At 63.7% G+C, this 14,920-nt stretch carries 12 protein-coding genes; 5 read left to right on the plus strand and 7 right to left on the minus strand.

Annotated features, from left to right (window positions below; all coding sequences use genetic code 11):
* Positions 1-68: 68 nt before the first annotated feature.
* Positions 69-524, minus strand: a complete 456-nt coding sequence (locus NCT05_RS28960; protein ID WP_350029738.1) for a type VI secretion IcmF C-terminal domain-containing protein — start codon at positions 522-524, stop codon at positions 69-71.
* Here NCT05_RS28960 and NCT05_RS28965 point away from each other — a divergent pair.
* The 4 genes from NCT05_RS28965 to tssE all read left to right on the plus strand — a co-directional run bounded on the left by NCT05_RS28965 (position 523) and on the right by tssE (position 5,801).
* The gene (locus tag NCT05_RS28965) at positions 523-1,995 is read left to right on the plus strand and encodes an OmpA family protein (protein WP_250503783.1); all 1,473 of its coding nucleotides are present in this window, start codon (positions 523-525) and stop codon (positions 1,993-1,995) included. The genes NCT05_RS28960 and NCT05_RS28965 overlap by 2 nt on opposite strands.
* A gap of 98 nt (positions 1,996-2,093) precedes the next feature.
* Positions 2,094-2,579, plus strand: a complete 486-nt coding sequence (locus NCT05_RS28970; RefSeq protein ID WP_008346030.1) for an Hcp family type VI secretion system effector — start codon at positions 2,094-2,096, stop codon at positions 2,577-2,579.
* Positions 2,580-2,703: 124 nt separating this feature from the next.
* Positions 2,704-5,364 carry a type VI secretion system ATPase TssH gene (tssH, locus tag NCT05_RS28975; RefSeq protein ID WP_175980332.1) on the plus strand — a complete coding sequence of 887 codons (2,661 nt, stop codon included), beginning with the start codon at positions 2,704-2,706 and terminating at the stop codon, positions 5,362-5,364.
* Positions 5,365-5,375: 11 nt separating this feature from the next.
* Positions 5,376-5,801, plus strand: a complete 426-nt coding sequence (gene tssE, locus NCT05_RS28980; protein WP_033536886.1) for a type VI secretion system baseplate subunit TssE — start codon at positions 5,376-5,378, stop codon at positions 5,799-5,801.
* 29 nt (positions 5,802-5,830) lie between these two features.
* On the opposite strand, the gene NCT05_RS28985 is transcribed toward tssE, so the two are convergent.
* From NCT05_RS28985 to sauS, 4 genes are all read right to left on the minus strand, one after another.
* On the minus strand, positions 5,831-7,432 hold the full coding sequence (locus NCT05_RS28985) for a tetratricopeptide repeat protein (protein ID WP_250503784.1): 1,602 nt from the start codon (positions 7,430-7,432) through the stop codon (positions 5,831-5,833).
* 82 nt (positions 7,433-7,514) lie between these two features.
* Positions 7,515-8,855 (minus strand): MFS transporter, encoded by a 1,341-nt coding sequence (locus NCT05_RS28990; protein ID WP_250479339.1) that lies wholly within the window; start codon positions 8,853-8,855, stop codon positions 7,515-7,517.
* A gap of 50 nt (positions 8,856-8,905) precedes the next feature.
* Positions 8,906-10,519, minus strand: coding sequence for an AMP-binding protein (locus NCT05_RS28995; protein ID WP_250503786.1), 1,614 nt, complete (start codon positions 10,517-10,519; stop codon positions 8,906-8,908).
* Entirely contained in the window at positions 10,516-11,979 is a 1,464-nt protein-coding gene (gene sauS / locus NCT05_RS29000) for an acylating sulfoacetaldehyde dehydrogenase (RefSeq protein WP_250503788.1), read from the minus strand. The genes NCT05_RS28995 and sauS overlap by 4 nt, the downstream gene beginning before the upstream one ends.
* A 189-nt stretch (positions 11,980-12,168) precedes the next feature.
* Between sauS and NCT05_RS29005 the strand changes: the two genes are divergently transcribed.
* A complete protein-coding gene (locus NCT05_RS29005; protein ID WP_008346040.1) occupies positions 12,169-12,948 on the plus strand; it encodes an IclR family transcriptional regulator in 780 nt (259 codons plus the stop codon).
* Between the two features lie 42 nt (positions 12,949-12,990).
* Here NCT05_RS29005 and NCT05_RS29010 read toward each other — a convergent pair whose 3' ends face one another.
* On the minus strand, positions 12,991-14,430 hold the full coding sequence (locus NCT05_RS29010; RefSeq protein WP_008346042.1) for an amino acid permease: 1,440 nt from the start codon (positions 14,428-14,430) through the stop codon (positions 12,991-12,993).
* Positions 14,431-14,514: 84 nt separating this feature from the next.
* Positions 14,515-14,904 (minus strand): nuclear transport factor 2 family protein, encoded by a 390-nt coding sequence (locus NCT05_RS29015; RefSeq protein ID WP_008346044.1) that lies wholly within the window; start codon positions 14,902-14,904, stop codon positions 14,515-14,517.
* Positions 14,905-14,920: the final 16 nt, after the last annotated feature.

Genomic DNA, 14,920 nt, shown 5'->3' on the forward strand with positions numbered 1-14,920 from the left:
GCCGATGGGGCGCTTCGGACCACGCACTCGCGCGTTCCAGATCGGCGTGAACTAACGCGCCGCGTGCATCAGTTCGCCCCCGGTAACGGGACGCCAACCTTCTGCGCGGCAGCCAGCGCACCAGGTGGCAAGGGCGGCGGCGGCTGCCCGGTTGCCTTCTCGGCGAGCGTCTTCGTCACGAAGATGCGCGAGGGCAGTGTGAAGTGACGCAGCGCCAGCACGTCAAGCGGACCGGCGCCCGCTTCGGCGCGCAACTGCACCGAGAGCGAGGACCCCGCGCCCTGGTCCGGCGTCCACGACAGCAGATAGCGCGCATTATCCTGCTGCGAAACTCTCGCGCGCTCGAGCAGCCGGATGAATGCGAAGCGACCCTGCGAGTACATCGTCGAACGCAAGCCGCCTTCCTCAGTCTCCCACTGAAGCTGCGCGTTGTTATCCAGCGCCTGCGCCGGCCATTCGAACGGCACCCATTGTTCCATCTGGTTGAAGTAGTGCAGTTGCTGGCCCGATGAGATCAGCTTCATGTCCGTGACCGTCGATATTCCGCTGAACCTGCGCACGCGCATGCCGCTCGTGCTCGTCATGGGCGATGCGCTCGCCTCGCTTTTCGATCACGGCTCGGGCACGCCGCGTCTCGTGCTTATCGGCGATGGCGCGATCTGGCTGCGCGTGGATCGTCCGCAGGATCTGCCCGGCATCGCACTCGCGATGCGCCAGTGGCGCGACGGCCAGGCGCCCGACGGCGTCGTGCTGAGCATTGCGCCCGCGCTCCACGCCGACGCCGATGTGCTCTCGCAAAGCCTGCGCGTGGCGCGCCAGGCGCTCGCCGATGCCTCGCGCATCGTGAGCGTGCGCTTGCCGGGTTATGTCGCGGTGTATCAGCGCCTGACACGTATCGCGTCCAGCGACGCAAACGCGGCACGCCGATGGCACTGTGTGTCGTCGGGGACGCCGCTCGTCGACGCCCGGCGCTTCGAAGCGCTGATCCGCAATGCGGAAGACGATGCCTGCCGCCATGCGGGCGAGCGTTACGCGTCCGCCCATGCGGCCGCACTGGCATCCATCGTCGGCTGGACGCAGCGCATGGTGTTCGGCACGCTGACCGATCCGCGCCAGCCGGCCACGCCCTGGGCGCTCTACGGCGCAGGCTGGATCGACTGCGGGCCCGCCAGCGACGCACATAAACCGTGGGAGCAGGACGTGCAGATGCAAACGCACATCGCGCCCGCGAGCGTCGAAGCAAGCCCGGCTCCGTGGCCGTTGCCGCAATCGCTGATCGAAGCAATGCCCCGCCGCATCGTGACGTCGCCGCGCGTGGCCGCCTTCGCACATGCCATCGGCATCGTGGCACTGGCGGCAGGCGCCGCGATCCTCGGCGCGGGCCGCAACAATGCGGCGCTGCTCGAGCGCCTGCAGGCGGACATGGACCGCTACGCAGCCGTCACGCCGGAGCACGACGCCGCGCGCCGCGACGCGTTGAAGGCGCTCGTCGCCGATCGCGATGAACTGGATCGCTACGCGCGCACGGGCGTGCCGCTCAGACTGTCCTTCGGGCTCTATCGCGGCGCGCAATTGCTGCCGACGTTGAATACCGCCATCGCCAGCTATCAGCCGCCTGCGCCGCCGCCCGCCGTGGTGACGCTCGACAGCATGTCGCTCTTCGACAGCGGCAAGGCGCAACTTAAGCCGGGATCGACGCGCGTGCTCGTCGAAGCCGTCGAAATGATCAAGGCGCATCCGGGCAAGCGGATCCTCGTGGCGGGCCATACGGACAACGTGGGCAATGCCGCGAGCAATCTGAAGCTGTCGAACGCGCGCGCCGCGGCTCTGCGCGACTGGCTGATCGAAGCGTCCGGCATACCGGCTACGCAGTTTGCGGTTCAGGGCTACGGCGACACACGCCCCATCGTCGCGAACGACACGCCACAAGGGCGCGCGAAGAACCGTCGCGTGGAAATCACTCTCGTACCGGACACCGCGAACGTCGCGAACTGACATCGTTAATCGAATTCCCGGAGTTCTCTCTTCGGGATCTTGTCGCTCAGGAGTTGTTTTTCTGAGCATTGCTTGGCAGTACCAAAGAGGAGTAGTAAATGGCAATTCCCGCATACATGTGGCTGAAGGATGACGGCGGCGCCGACATCAAGGGTTCCGTCACCGTGCAAGGCCGCGAAGGCAGCGTCGAGATCGTCGAGTTCGGTCATGGCGTGCATATCCCGACCGATGGCAACACCGGCAAGCTCACCGGCACGCGCGTGCACGCGCCGATCACGCTGACCAAGGAAACCGATTCGTCCACGCCGTATCTGTACAAGGCGGTGACGAGCGGCCAGACGCTGAAGTCGGTCGAGATCAAGTGGTACAAGATCGACGACGCGGGCAAGGAGAAGGAATACTTCAACACCAAGCTCGACAACGTCAAGGTCGTCGCGGTCCGTCCGAAGATGCTCGACATCAAGAACCCGGCTTTCGAGAAGCACAACCATCTCGAAGAAGTCGAACTGCGTTACGAGCAGATCACCTGGTCGTTCAAGGACGGCAACATCATCCACAAGGACACGTGGAACGAGCGCGCGTAAGCGCGTGACCCAGCGGCTCATGACAACGTGAGCCGTCGAAGCCAGCCTGCTTGCGGGCTGGCTTTTCTTCTGCAATTCATCCCCACCGTACGCCCTCTTTCATTCACCTCGGCACCGACTTCATATGACAATGCGCGACTCCACTCATCTGCTTCGCCGGCTCAACCAGCACTGCGCCCGCACGCTCGAAGCGGCCGCGAGCCTGTGCCAGACGCGCCTTTCCGACGAAATCACCGTCGAGCATTGGCTGCTGAAGCTCATCGAGGCGGACGAAGGCGACATTCCCGCGATCCTGCGTCACTATGAAATCGATGTCGATGCGATCTGGAACGCACTGCTCGCCGCAATCGACCGCCTGCCGCGCAATCTGCGGGGCATGCCGTCGCTTTCCATCCAGCTCGCGAGCGTGCTGCAGGACGCGTGGAATCTCGCATCGCGCGAGGATATCGACGGTACGATCCGCTCGGCGCATCTGCTGCGCGCGCTCATCGGCGCACCGCATGTCATGCGGACGCAGGACGCGTGGCCGCTTTTTTCGCTTTCCGATGCGCAGATCGAACGGCTCGTGCCGCGTCTCGGACGCGCGTCGTGCGAGAACGCGCCCGCGCAGGAAGACGAAGGCGACGCAAGCGCACCAGTTGCAGATGCTCAAGCGCCCGTCAAGCAGGCGGCCCCGCGCTCGACCGAAGGCCAGGCGCTCGAGCGCTTCGCCATCGATCTGACGGAGAAGGCGCGTCGCGGCGAAATCGATCCGGTGTTCGGCCGCGATCGCGAGATCCAGCAGATGATCGACGTGCTCGTGCGGCGGCGCAAGAACAACCCGATCCTCGTGGGCGAGCCGGGCGTCGGCAAGACGGCGCTAGTCGAAGGGCTCGCGCTGCGCATCGCCGAAGGCAGTGTGCCGTCTCTCTTGCGCGACGTGCGCATTCTCACGCTCGACCTCGGGCTGCTGCAAGCCGGTGCGGGCGTGAAAGGCGAATTCGAGCAGCGCCTGAAAAACGTGATCGATGAAGTCAAGGCATCGGCGACGCCGATCGTGCTGTTCATCGACGAAGCCCACACGCTGATCGGCGCGGGCAACTCGGCCGGCGGCTCGGACGCTGCGAACTTGCTGAAGCCTGCACTCGCGCGCGGCGAGTTGCGCACCATCGCCGCGACGACGTGGTCCGAATACAAGGAATACTTCGAGCGGGATGCGGCGCTCGAGCGGCGCTTCCAGATGGTCAAGGTGGAAGAGCCGGACGACGATGCCGCCTGTCTCATGTTGCGTGGCCTCGCGACGCGCTACGCACGGCATCACAACGTGCATATCCGCGACGAAGCGCTCGTTGCGGCAGTCAGACTGTCGCGCCGCTACATCCCCGCGCGCCAGTTGCCGGACAAGGCCGTCGATCTCATCGATACCGCCGCGGCGCGCGTGCGTATGGGTCTCGACGCGCCGCCCGCCGAACTGCAGCGCGCGCGCGCGGTCGTGGCCGCACTGGAACTCGAAGGCGCAAGCATCGATGCCGACGAACGGGCGGGCATCGACGATACAGCCGCGCATCGCGACGCACTCCGCGCCTCACTGGCGCAAGCGAATCAGGAACTCGCGGACGTTCAGGCGCGCTACGACCGCGAACTGTCGCTGGTGCGCGCGCTGCTGGAACAACGCGGCGACGGCAAGACGAAGCCGGATGCAGACGCGTTCGCCGCAGCGAAGCACGCCCTCACGGATGCGCAAGGCAAGTCGCCGCTGATCTTCGCCGATGTCGATGCACAGGCCATCGCGCGCGTGGTCGCCGAATGGACGGGCGTGCCGGTCGGCAATCTCGTCGAAGACGAGCTGCTCAATCTGCTCACGCTCGAAGATCAACTGGCGAAGCGCGTGGTCGCGCAAGACGACGCGCTCGGCATGCTCGCGCAAAGCCTGCGCACCGCGAAGGCGGGGCTCAAGAGCGAACATGCGCCGCTCGGCGTGTTCCTGCTGACCGGACCCTCGGGCGTCGGCAAGACGGAGACGGCGCTCGCGCTCGCCGATGTGCTGTTCGGCGGCGAGGCCGCGCTCACCACGATCAACATGTCGGAGTATCAGGAAGCGCACACGGTGTCGCAGTTGAAGGGCTCGCCGCCGGGTTACGTCGGCTATGGCCGCGGCGGCGTTCTGACCGAAGCGGTGCGTCAGCGCCCATATAGCGTCGTGCTGTTGGATGAAGTCGAGAAGGCGCATCGCGACGTGCTCGACATGTTCTATCAGGTGTTCGATCGTGGCTCGATGCGTGACGGCGAAGGTCGGGAAATCGACTTCCGCAACTGCGTGATTCTGATGACGTCCAACCTCGGCTCCGAACAGATTCACGATGCGACCACGGACACGCCCGGCATCGCGCACGCCGCGTTGCTCGACGCCATCCATGATCCGCTCGTGAAGCACTTCCAGCCGGCGCTGCTCGCGCGTTTCCAGACGCTCGTGTTCCGCCCGCTCGACGTAAGCGCGCTCGGCGATATCGTGCGCCTCAAGATCGCGAAGATCGCCGATCGCCTGAAGCGTCAGCACGATGTGACGCTCGCCTGCGAGGAATCGCTGATCGCATCGCTGGCTCAAATGTGCCTGTCGCGCGATTCGGGCGCCCGCAATATCGACGCTTTCCTCGACCAGCGCATTCTGCCGACTGTCTCGCGCGAACTCCTGACGCGCATGGCGAGCGGCGCCGCACCCGCGGAGATTCGTCTCGCCTATTCAGAGGAAGGCAATCTGACGATCGAGTTCATCGATCGCGACTCGTCCGTGCCCGCAACCGCCTGAAGCGAGAAAAGATGCCAGGCCCGTCCCTATATGAAATGCTGCTCGGTCAGATCGACGGCGAACCGCTCAGCGATTTCGATGACCGCACGCTCGAAGTCCTGAGTGTGCAGCAGAACGTGCGACGCATCCTGAACACGCGCGCCGGTGCCCTCAAGCATCTGCCGGACTACGGGCTGCCCGATCTGACCAACATCTACAAGGCGCTGCCGGCTTCTTCACAGGCGCTGAAGGAGCAGATGGAAGTCGCGCTGCTGAAGTACGAGCCGCGCATCCGCGCGATCGACGTCGCGATGGTCGATACGTCCGAGCCGGGCCTGCAAGTGAGCTTCGAAATGACCTGTCATCTGAAGCGCGCGGGCCTTGTGCGCTTCGGAACGTACTTCGTGCCGCCCGGCGTTTTCCGGCTGGAGCGGCGCGTGCGCGAGGGCAGGATTTGACTCAGCTTGCGCGCGGGCTGATTCGCGCGCTACACCGAAGCCCCCCGCTCGCCGACCAACTCGCGAAGATCGTCCGCGATCCGGCCGATGACCGGCTCCCAGTCATGCAGCTTCTTCTGTCGATACAGACGCACGGTGGGATACCATTCGGTTCGCTCGCCCTGCAGTCCCCAGCGCCACTCCGGCGCGGACGGCAAGATTCCCCATGTCGGCTTGCCGAGCGCGCCAGCGAGATGCAACGGCGAAGAGTCCACCGATATCACGAGATCGAGATGATCGATGAAGCCGGCGGTATCTGCAAAGTCCGTCCACTGAGACGACACGTCGTGCGCGCGAATGCCCGACTGCCTCGTCAAACTGGCGTTCGCCTGGTTCTTCTGCAGCACGAACCATTCGATACCCTCGATCTCCGACAGCGGCTTCAATGCGCGCGCAGGCACGAAGCGGTCGATGCCGCTGAAGTTGTGCGGCCCGCTATACCAGCACAGTCCCACCTTCAGCTTGCCCGCATACGGCTGCATGAAGCTGTCCCAGCGAGCGCGGGCATCAGCTGGCGCCTCGATGTATCCGCGTCGACTGTCGGAGATGGCCGCTGCTGTCTCGTGCATGTATGCGGGCAGCAAGTAGTCGAAGACCCAGTAATCGTAATTCGCCAGTTCGTCCGGCCGCCAGCCAGATGCAACGCTTTGCGCGCCGTCGAGATCGCGAAACAGCCGGTGCAGTTCCGGCCGGCAAACGAAGTGAACCGACGCGCCCGCCGCTGTCAGCCGGCTCGCGTAACGCGCGAGCATCAGATTGTCGCCGACGCCCGCATGGTAGGCGACCAAGATACGCTTGCCTTGCAGCGATTGACCCCGCCACCATTTTGAAAGATACGGGGCAATATCCGGATCAAGCGCAAGAACATACTCATCGCTCGACACCCCTTCGAGCTTGCGCCATCCCTCGCGCTCGCGTCCGAGCAGAATGAGCACGTCCCCAAGCGGACCGAAGGCATCCACTCGGTGCGGTGCAATCTCTTCGGCTCGGCTAAATGCATCCAGCGCTTCGAGATAACGGCTCTGCATGTACAGCGCTTTCCCCAACATCAGCCAGATGTCGACGTCGTCGGGAGTCTGCGCGAGCAGCGCGCCCGCACGTTCGATGACCCCGGCATAATCGGAGAGGAATCGTCCGCGAAGATGCAGCGCGCTCTTGTCGTCGGCCCGGATAAGCGCCTGCTTCGCATGGAACCGCATCAGTTCCGGTCGACCAGCGAACAGGTAAATCTGCGCGAGGGCGGAATGTGCGTCGCAGTTGTCGGGATCGAATTCGAGCGCCTCGACAAAGCACTCGATCGCGCTTTCCCGATCCCCGCATTCGTTCAGATAGATGATGCCGCGCTGTACGCGGACGATCGCGTTGTCGGGGTTCCGCGCGATCCATCGCGTACACATTTCCAGCGCGAGAAGCGGCTCACCTAATCGGATGAGGCCATTGGTGGCCTCGATCGCGTAATGAGCCTCGTGAGGTTCGATATCGAACGTCCCGTGCCACAAGGCGATTGCCTGGTCGCGTTTGCCACGCTCGATTGCAGCCTGAGCAGCGCTGGCGAGCGCCGTCGCTCGCTCCCTGATGTCATGCTCCACCATCGCTCTTCCGTCGTTCAATAAGGATGCCGGAGCGTAACAGAGCCGAGCGTCTCAACCGTAACAATGCGACGCGCGAACGCCGCTACTCATGCCACTGCCCCGCCCCTCCCGCGAACGCCGGCACGCCCATTTCCTCGCGACTGCGCGCCGCACGCGCTTCATCGGCTTCGACGGTCTTGCTCGTATCGATGAAAAGCGCCGCGACCGCACCGACCGCGAGCAATCCCGCTGAAATCGTGAACGGCACGTTATAGCTTCCTGTCTGCTGGATCAGATAACCGAACGCGACCGGCGACACCATTCCCGCGATGCCGAAGCCCGTGTTCATCATGCCGCCCGCCGTGCCCGCATACTTGCCCGCGATATCGAGCGGCAACGTCCACAGCACCGGATTCGTGATCTCGAGGAAGAAGAACGATGCCGTCAGAAACCACACCGCCATGATCGGGCTCGGCGCATTGACCATCGGCAGAAGGAAGGCGAGCGACCCGCCCATGCCCACGACGAGAATGCTGCAGCGCGCGAGCCGCAGTTTTCCCGTGATCCGGTAGATGCGGTCCGACAGCACCCCGCCGAGCGTATCGCCGACAACACCGGCAAGCAGCGGCAATGCGGTGAACAGCGCGAGATGCTTCAGATCGAAGCCGCGCGATTCCTTCAGATACGAAGGCAGCCACGTCAGATACACCCACAGCAGCCAGCCATAGCAAAAGTCGACGAAGGTCACGAGCCACATGCGATGAATCAGCATGCGCCACGGCGTCGGCTGCTTTCTCGCGCGCGCGCATTCTCCCGCGCGATAGCCGATCTCAGCGGTTTCCTCCGGCGTCACGCGGCGGTTTTCATCGGGTGAATTGGTGAAGACGAAGAGATACAGCACCGTCCACGCAAGGCTCGCGATGCCCAGCAGAATGAATGCCTCGCGCCAGCCGCTCGCTGCGACCACGGCAAGCACGAGCGGCGGCGTCACCGCGCCGCCGAGCCGCGCGAAACTATGCGTGATGCCTTGTGCAAAGCCGCGTTCGCGCACCGGCATCCAGAACGTGAAGGCGCGCGTGGCGGTCGGAAACGCGCCGCCCTCGCCGATGCCCAACGCAAGGCGCAACAGCACGAGCATGCCGATGCTGCCCGCGAAGCCCGTCGCGAGCGTCGCCGCGCCCCATATCAACGAGAGCACGGTCAATACGAGCTTCGGGCCGAATCGATCGGCAAGCCATCCGCCGACGATCTGCATCACCGCATACGGATACGCGAACGCGGAGAACACGAGCCCGAGCTGCACGGACGTGAGGCCCATCTCCTGCCGGATCAACGGTCCTGCCACGGCGATGTTCACCCGATCGATGTACGAGATGAAGTACATCAGACACATCACGCCGAGAATGATATGGCGCGTCTTCACGCGCTGACGTTGCTTGTTCACAGTGTCTCCTTCCTTTGGTCCATCTGATGTGGAATATCGAGCCGTGTCAGCTATACGAGCTTCAGGCGCTGCACCTTGCCCGAAGGTCCGCGCGGCAAGGCATCGGTGAAGCGGAATTCACGCGGCGTCTTGTAACGGCCGAGTTCGCGCAGACAGTGCGCGCGCAAGTCGGCCACATCGAGCGATGCCGCGCCGCCGTTCGGCACGATGTACGCGACGATGTCCTGGCCATACGCTGCATCGGGCACGCCGACGGCCGCTGCTTCGAGCACGCCGGGATGACGCAGCAGCGCTTCGTCGATCTCGCGCGGCGCGATGTTCTCGCCGCCCTTGATGATCAGTTCCTTCGCGCGTCCATTGATGTAGAAGAAGCCCGCCTCGTCGCGATAACCGAGATCGCCGCTGCGCAGCCATCCGTCTTCCGTGAACGCGTTGCGCGTTTCTTCCGGACGCTTGTAGTAGCCGCTCATCAATTGCTCGCCGCGCAGCACGAGCTCGCCGGTTTCGTTGGGCGCGCACTCACGTCCATCCATGTCGACGATCTTCGCTTCGCCGCCCGAAGGCAAGCCGATACTGCCGATTCGCCTTAACGTTTTGTCATACGGATTACTGAATATCGGCGCGGCGGTCTCCGTCATGCCCATCGTTTCGATGACGCCGATGCGAAAGCGCTTCTCGAACGCCCGATGATGATCGGCCGGTAACGCTGCCGACGCGCTGCGGCAAAATTTCAGCGCCGACAGATCGCAGCCCTCAGCGCCCTCGCCGTTCAGCAGATAAGCGACGATGGTCGGCACCACGTTGATCCATGTGCATCCGAACTGCGATGCCTCGTTCCAGAACGTGCGCGCCGAGAAACGCGGCGTCATCACCGCCGATCCGCCGTGCCACAGTGGCGACAGCAGCGCGACGACGAGACCGTTGATGTGATAGAGCGGCAACGATACGAGCACGCGATCATCATCGGATAGCCGATGTTCGTCGCTGATGTTGCGCATGTTGGCGAGCAGGCTGCGATGACTCAGCAGCACGCCTTTGGGCGCGCCCGTCGTGCCCGACGTGTACATGAGCAGCGCCGTATCGCCGGGATTCATCGCGCCCGCATCGCTCGCGACGATATGCGTGCCGGGCGTTTCGTCGCGCACGAGTCCGATCGTGCGTGACGGAAGCGTCGGGATATCGGGTAAAGCGTTCGCATCGGGCGACGTACGCACCACAGCGACGTCACGGTCCATGCCTTCGCGACGCAACACGTCGATCGCTTCGACGATGGTGTCGTGCGTGTCATCGGCGACGAAGATCGCGCGCGTCTCCGAATGCTCGACGATATAGCGCACCTGCGAAGGCTGACACAAGAGATTCAGCGGATTCGCCACCAGGCCGCTATACATCGCCGCCAGCAGCAGCCGCGCGGTCTGAATGCCGTTGCCCATGAAGACGGACACGACATCGCCCGCACGGAGGCCCGCAGCATGAAAACGCTCTTCCAGCGCGAGACATGCTTCGCGCAACGCGCCGAAGGTCAGCATGTCGTCTCCGACCGCGGAGAGCAGGAAGGGTTTGTCCGGCGCGCGTCCGGCGCGAGCGTCGATCAATGCGCGCAACGTGGATGCAACGACCGGCGCACGATCGGAAGGAACGATTCGATCCGCTAGCGCGCTCATCGCCCGATCCTCCTGAAGTAATCGCCGAGCAACGCGTCGACTTCCGGCACGCGCTCCGCAATCCGATACGCGATGCGCGTCACGTTCAGGTATTGCCGATAGCCGAGATTCGCCGAGAAGTTGTTGCCGCCCCAGGTGCCGCATCCCATCGACAGCGAGAACGGCAGGCCGTTGTCGAAGTTGCCGCCGGTCGCGAGGCAGTGCGCCTGATCGACGATCACGCGCGCCACCAGCAATTCTGTGCCGAGCCGGACGGCGAGGGCATCGTCCGCGCCGTGCACGCCGACCGAATGTCCCGCGCCCATGTATTCGTAGATGCCGCGCACGATGCCGATTGCGGCGTCGATGTCGCGCGCGCGATAGACCGTCAGCACGGGCGAGAGCTTTTCGCCGGAGAACGGATACTCGGCGCCGTAGCCGCTCTCCTCGACCATCAAGAACTTCGGCTCGCGCGCCGCGATATCGTCGAGGCCCGCTTCGCGCGCAATGGCCGTCGCCGAGCGCGCGGTGCAGCGCGCCGAGAGCTTGCCGTCGTGCCACATCGCCGCCTGCAACCGCGCCTTCTGCGCAGCGTCGAGCAGCACGCCGCCCTGCTTCGTCAACGCATCGAGCATGCGCGCATGGATCGCTTCTTCGATCACGACGCTGTTCTCCGATGAACAACTCGTCGCGTTGTCGAACGTCTTGGACGCGGCAATCTTGCGCGCGGCATCATCGGGAATCGCGCTCGCCGTGACGATCGATGCGACGTTGCCCGCGCCCACGCCGAACGCGGGCGTGCCGCTCGTATAGGCCATGCGGACGTTCGCCTGCGAGCCCGTCGCGACGACGAGATCCGCGAGCTTCATCAACGCGGCGGTCGCGGCCTTGCCGATCGGATGCGGCAACATCTGCACGAGATCGCGATCGAGACCGGCCTTCGCGAACTCCGCATGAATGAACTCGATGAGCAACGCGCACGACGAATAGCCCTTCGGTGAGGGCGCGACGATGACCGCGTTGCCGCACTTGAGCGCGTTGATGATCTTGTTGGCGGGCGTCGCGGCCGGATTCGTCGATGGCGTGATCGCCGCCACGACGCCGACCGCGCGCGCAATTTCGACGATGCCGTGTTCCTCGTCGCGGGCGATCACGCCCGTCGTCGCGACGCCGTGAAGATCGCGCAGCAGGCCGAGCGTCTTGCGATGGTTCTTGCGGAATTTGTCGTCGGCGTTGCCGAGGCCCGTATCGCGCACGGCCAGGTCCGCGAGTTGCCGGTTGCGCTGCGGCTCCATGATGGCCCACGCAGCGGCCGATGCAGCTAAGTCGAGCGTCTCCTGGCCCGCTTGTTCGAAGCGTCGTTGCGCGGCGCGCGCTCGCGCCACGAGCGCGGCAACGACGCGCTCCACATCGGGTTCTGGTTGATTCGGCGCATCGTCGTGAGGACGTGCGAGCGTCGCGCCGCTTGCCATGTGATTCATGCGATAAACCTCGGCTGTTGGAAGATTGAAGGTGCTTTCCAATCTAGTCAGCCGCGTCCGTCGCGCGGTCCCGTTTTCTGGACTAACGCGTGCAGCGATAGCGCGAGCATCGGAAATTCAGCTTTTCGGGACTTTTTAGAGTCCCGAAAACCGGTGTTTTCGACGCACAATGAAATAAAACCGAAAAGTATGCAGACGGAGACAAGCGTGACTTCGAATCAATCGAATGCCGCCGCCGTGCGCGCGTTTCGCGTGCTCGAAACGCTCGCCGAGGCGAATCGCCCGCTTTCCATGACCGAGCTCGTCGATGCATTGGGTCTGCCCAAACAGACCGTGCATCGCATCCTGGTGCAGTTGATGGACGCATGGCTCGTCACGCGCGGCGCAAGCGACAAGCTTTATGAATGCTCGGCGCGCGTGCGTACGCTCGCCATCAACGTGCTGATGCACGCGGGTCCCGCTGCGGCGCGTCATGCGCTATTGGAACAGCTCGTCATGCGCGTCGGCGAAACATGCAATCTGACGATGCTCGCGGGCAACGACGTCGTCTATGTGGATCGCGTCGAAACGGGATGGCCGCTGCGCATGCATCTGCAGCCAGGTTCGCATGTGCCGTTGCATTGCTCCGCAAGCGGCAAGCTGCTGCTGAGCTTTTTGCCGAAGGATCGGCGCGAACGCATGATCGAACGCTTGCCGTTGCGTTCGTATTCGGAGCGCACGATCACCGATCGCGACGCACTGCGCAAGGAGCTCGCATTGACACGCCGCCGCATGCTCGCCATCAACAATCAGGAGCATTTGCAGGGACTCGTTGCGATCGCGGTGCCGGTGATGCTCGATCGCAATCGCGCGTGTGCGGCGATTGCGATTCAGGCGCCGGTGGGGCGCGTGGCGCTCGATCAGTTGCTTGCGTTCGAACCCGATCTGCGCCGTGCTGCGGAAGAAACCGCGAAGACGTTCAAGGATTGAAGGCCGGTTTTCGATTCGGCAAACCGGCCTTTGCTTCAGTGCTTATCGTTCGCTGGTCTGGAGATGCCGCGTCGAATGATGTTCGTCTTCGACCTCGACTTCCTTGCGGCCGCGCTTGAACACGACATACGCGACGATCAGAATGCCGAGACTCGCGACGCCCAGCCACAGCGGCTTGCGTTGATCGGGAATGAAGGCCATCGCGACGAGAATCGCCATCATCCCGAAGATCGCGAGCCACGTGAGATAGGGAAATCCCCACATGCGTACGCGCAGGTCGCTTACTTCGAAGCTCGTCATACGGCCGCGCAAGCGCAGTTGCGAAAACGCGATCAGCAGATACACGAAGATCGCCACCGTGCCATACGAATTCACGAGGAACGCGAACACCGTATCCGGCGATACATACGACATCACCACCGACACATACCCGAACACCGTGCCGAGCAGAATGGCGCGCGTCGGCACGCCGCGCTTGTTGACCTTCGCGAGTCCGAGCGGCGCATCGCCGTGACGCGTCAACGCGAACAGCATGCGCGATGCCGCATAGAGGCCCGAGTTCAGCGCGGACAGCACGGCGGTGAGGACGATCGCGTTCATCACGTTGGCTGCGGCGGGCATGCCCATTACTTCGAGCGCGCTGACATAAGGCGTCGCCATCTGATGCGAATTCCACGGCACCAGCGCGACGACGAGCGCCACCGATCCGACATAGAACACGAGCACTCGCGTGATGACGGAATTAGTTGCCTTCGCAACTGCCTTCGCAGGCTCCTTCGCTTCGGCCGCCGCGATCGTGACGATTTCCGCGCCGAAGTAGAAGCCGGTCGCCGCGACCGCGCCTGTCATCACGGGCCCGATGCCCTTCGGCATGAAGCCGCCATGGCCGAGGAACGTCGCGGCGACATCGGTCGTGTGCATCGATGCGGGCCAGAAGCCGCAGACGTACAGGCCGCCGAGAAACAGGAACACGATGATCGCGCCGACCTTGATCGACGAAAACCAGAACTCGAATTCGCCATAACTGCCGACCGAAATGAGATTGGTCAGCGTGAGCACGACGAGCAACACGAGGCTGATCATCCATGCAGGCACATCCGGTATCCAGAACTGCACGAGCTTCGCGCCCGCGACTGCTTCGAGCGCGATCACGATGACCCAGAAGTACCAGTACATCCAGCCCGTCAGGAACCCGGCGAGACGGCCCGGCCCGCGCTGCGTCTTGAACGCGAGCCGCGCATATTCGTAGAACGAGCCGACGGCGGGCATCGCGCAGGCCATCTCGCCGAGCATACGCATGACGAGAACCACGAGGCCGCCCGTGATGAGAAACGAGAGAATCGCCGCGGGTCCGGCCTGCTGGATCACCACGCCGCTCCCGACGAATAGTCCGGCGCCTATGACGCCGCCCAATGCGATCATCGTCATGTGGCGCTGCTTGAGGCCACACTTGAGATCGCTCTGCTCCGTACTCGATTGCATGTCGTCTCCTGATTTGCTTGTACCGATTCGGCGCTCGCCCGCGGGTTCGTTGCCGGCGGGTCGAGGCGTTCGTTCAATGACGCTTCAAAGCGCCGGACGATCCTTTCGATAGGCGTTCTTCACCGCGATCCTGCCATCGCTGAACGTGAAGACGTCCACCATGCGCGCCTCGATGCGCGAGCCGTCCGCCTTCGTGCCGCGAAACGTCGATTCCGATACGCCGCGATTGCCGCTCACGAAGTGCTCGCCGTCATTCCACGATGCATCGGGAAAGGTTTCCCACGCAAGCGTGAAGCCCTTGCGCACTTCGTCCCGGCCCTTGAACGTGCGGCCCAGCGCATCGGGTCCGGCCACGCCGTGAAAAACGCATTCGTCCGCCATGCAGTTCATCAGCGCGTCGATGTCGTGGCGGTTCCATGCATCGTTGAACGTCTGCAAGAGGCGAATGTAATCCTGATTCGTTTGTGTGCTCATGTGTCGATGTTTTCAG

The sequence above is a fragment of the Caballeronia sp. AZ7_KS35 genome (assembly GCF_023631045.1).
In the GTDB taxonomy this organism is placed as follows: domain Bacteria; phylum Pseudomonadota; class Gammaproteobacteria; order Burkholderiales; family Burkholderiaceae; genus Caballeronia; species Caballeronia zhejiangensis.

What these genes read in the sequence shown, in the direction of transcription:
- NCT05_RS28965 (WP_250503783.1), top strand. Translation starts at nt 523, where the DNA reads ATGTCCGTGACCGTCGATATTCCGCTGAACCTGCGCACGCGCATGCCG.
- NCT05_RS28960 (WP_350029738.1), bottom strand. Translation starts at nt 524, where the DNA reads ATGAAGCTGATCTCATCGGGCCAGCAACTGCACTACTTCAACCAGATG.
- NCT05_RS28970 (WP_008346030.1), top strand. Translation starts at nt 2,094, where the DNA reads ATGGCAATTCCCGCATACATGTGGCTGAAGGATGACGGCGGCGCCGAC.
- tssH (WP_175980332.1), top strand. Translation starts at nt 2,704, where the DNA reads ATGACAATGCGCGACTCCACTCATCTGCTTCGCCGGCTCAACCAGCAC.
- tssE (WP_033536886.1), top strand. Translation starts at nt 5,376, where the DNA reads ATGCCAGGCCCGTCCCTATATGAAATGCTGCTCGGTCAGATCGACGGC.
- NCT05_RS28985 (WP_250503784.1), bottom strand. Translation starts at nt 7,432, where the DNA reads ATGGTGGAGCATGACATCAGGGAGCGAGCGACGGCGCTCGCCAGCGCT.
- NCT05_RS28995 (WP_250503786.1), bottom strand. Translation starts at nt 10,519, where the DNA reads ATGAGCGCGCTAGCGGATCGAATCGTTCCTTCCGATCGTGCGCCGGTC.
- sauS (WP_250503788.1), bottom strand. Translation starts at nt 11,979, where the DNA reads ATGAATCACATGGCAAGCGGCGCGACGCTCGCACGTCCTCACGACGAT.
- NCT05_RS29005 (WP_008346040.1), top strand. Translation starts at nt 12,169, where the DNA reads ATGCAGACGGAGACAAGCGTGACTTCGAATCAATCGAATGCCGCCGCC.
- NCT05_RS29010 (WP_008346042.1), bottom strand. Translation starts at nt 14,430, where the DNA reads ATGCAATCGAGTACGGAGCAGAGCGATCTCAAGTGTGGCCTCAAGCAG.
- NCT05_RS29015 (WP_008346044.1), bottom strand. Translation starts at nt 14,904, where the DNA reads ATGAGCACACAAACGAATCAGGATTACATTCGCCTCTTGCAGACGTTC.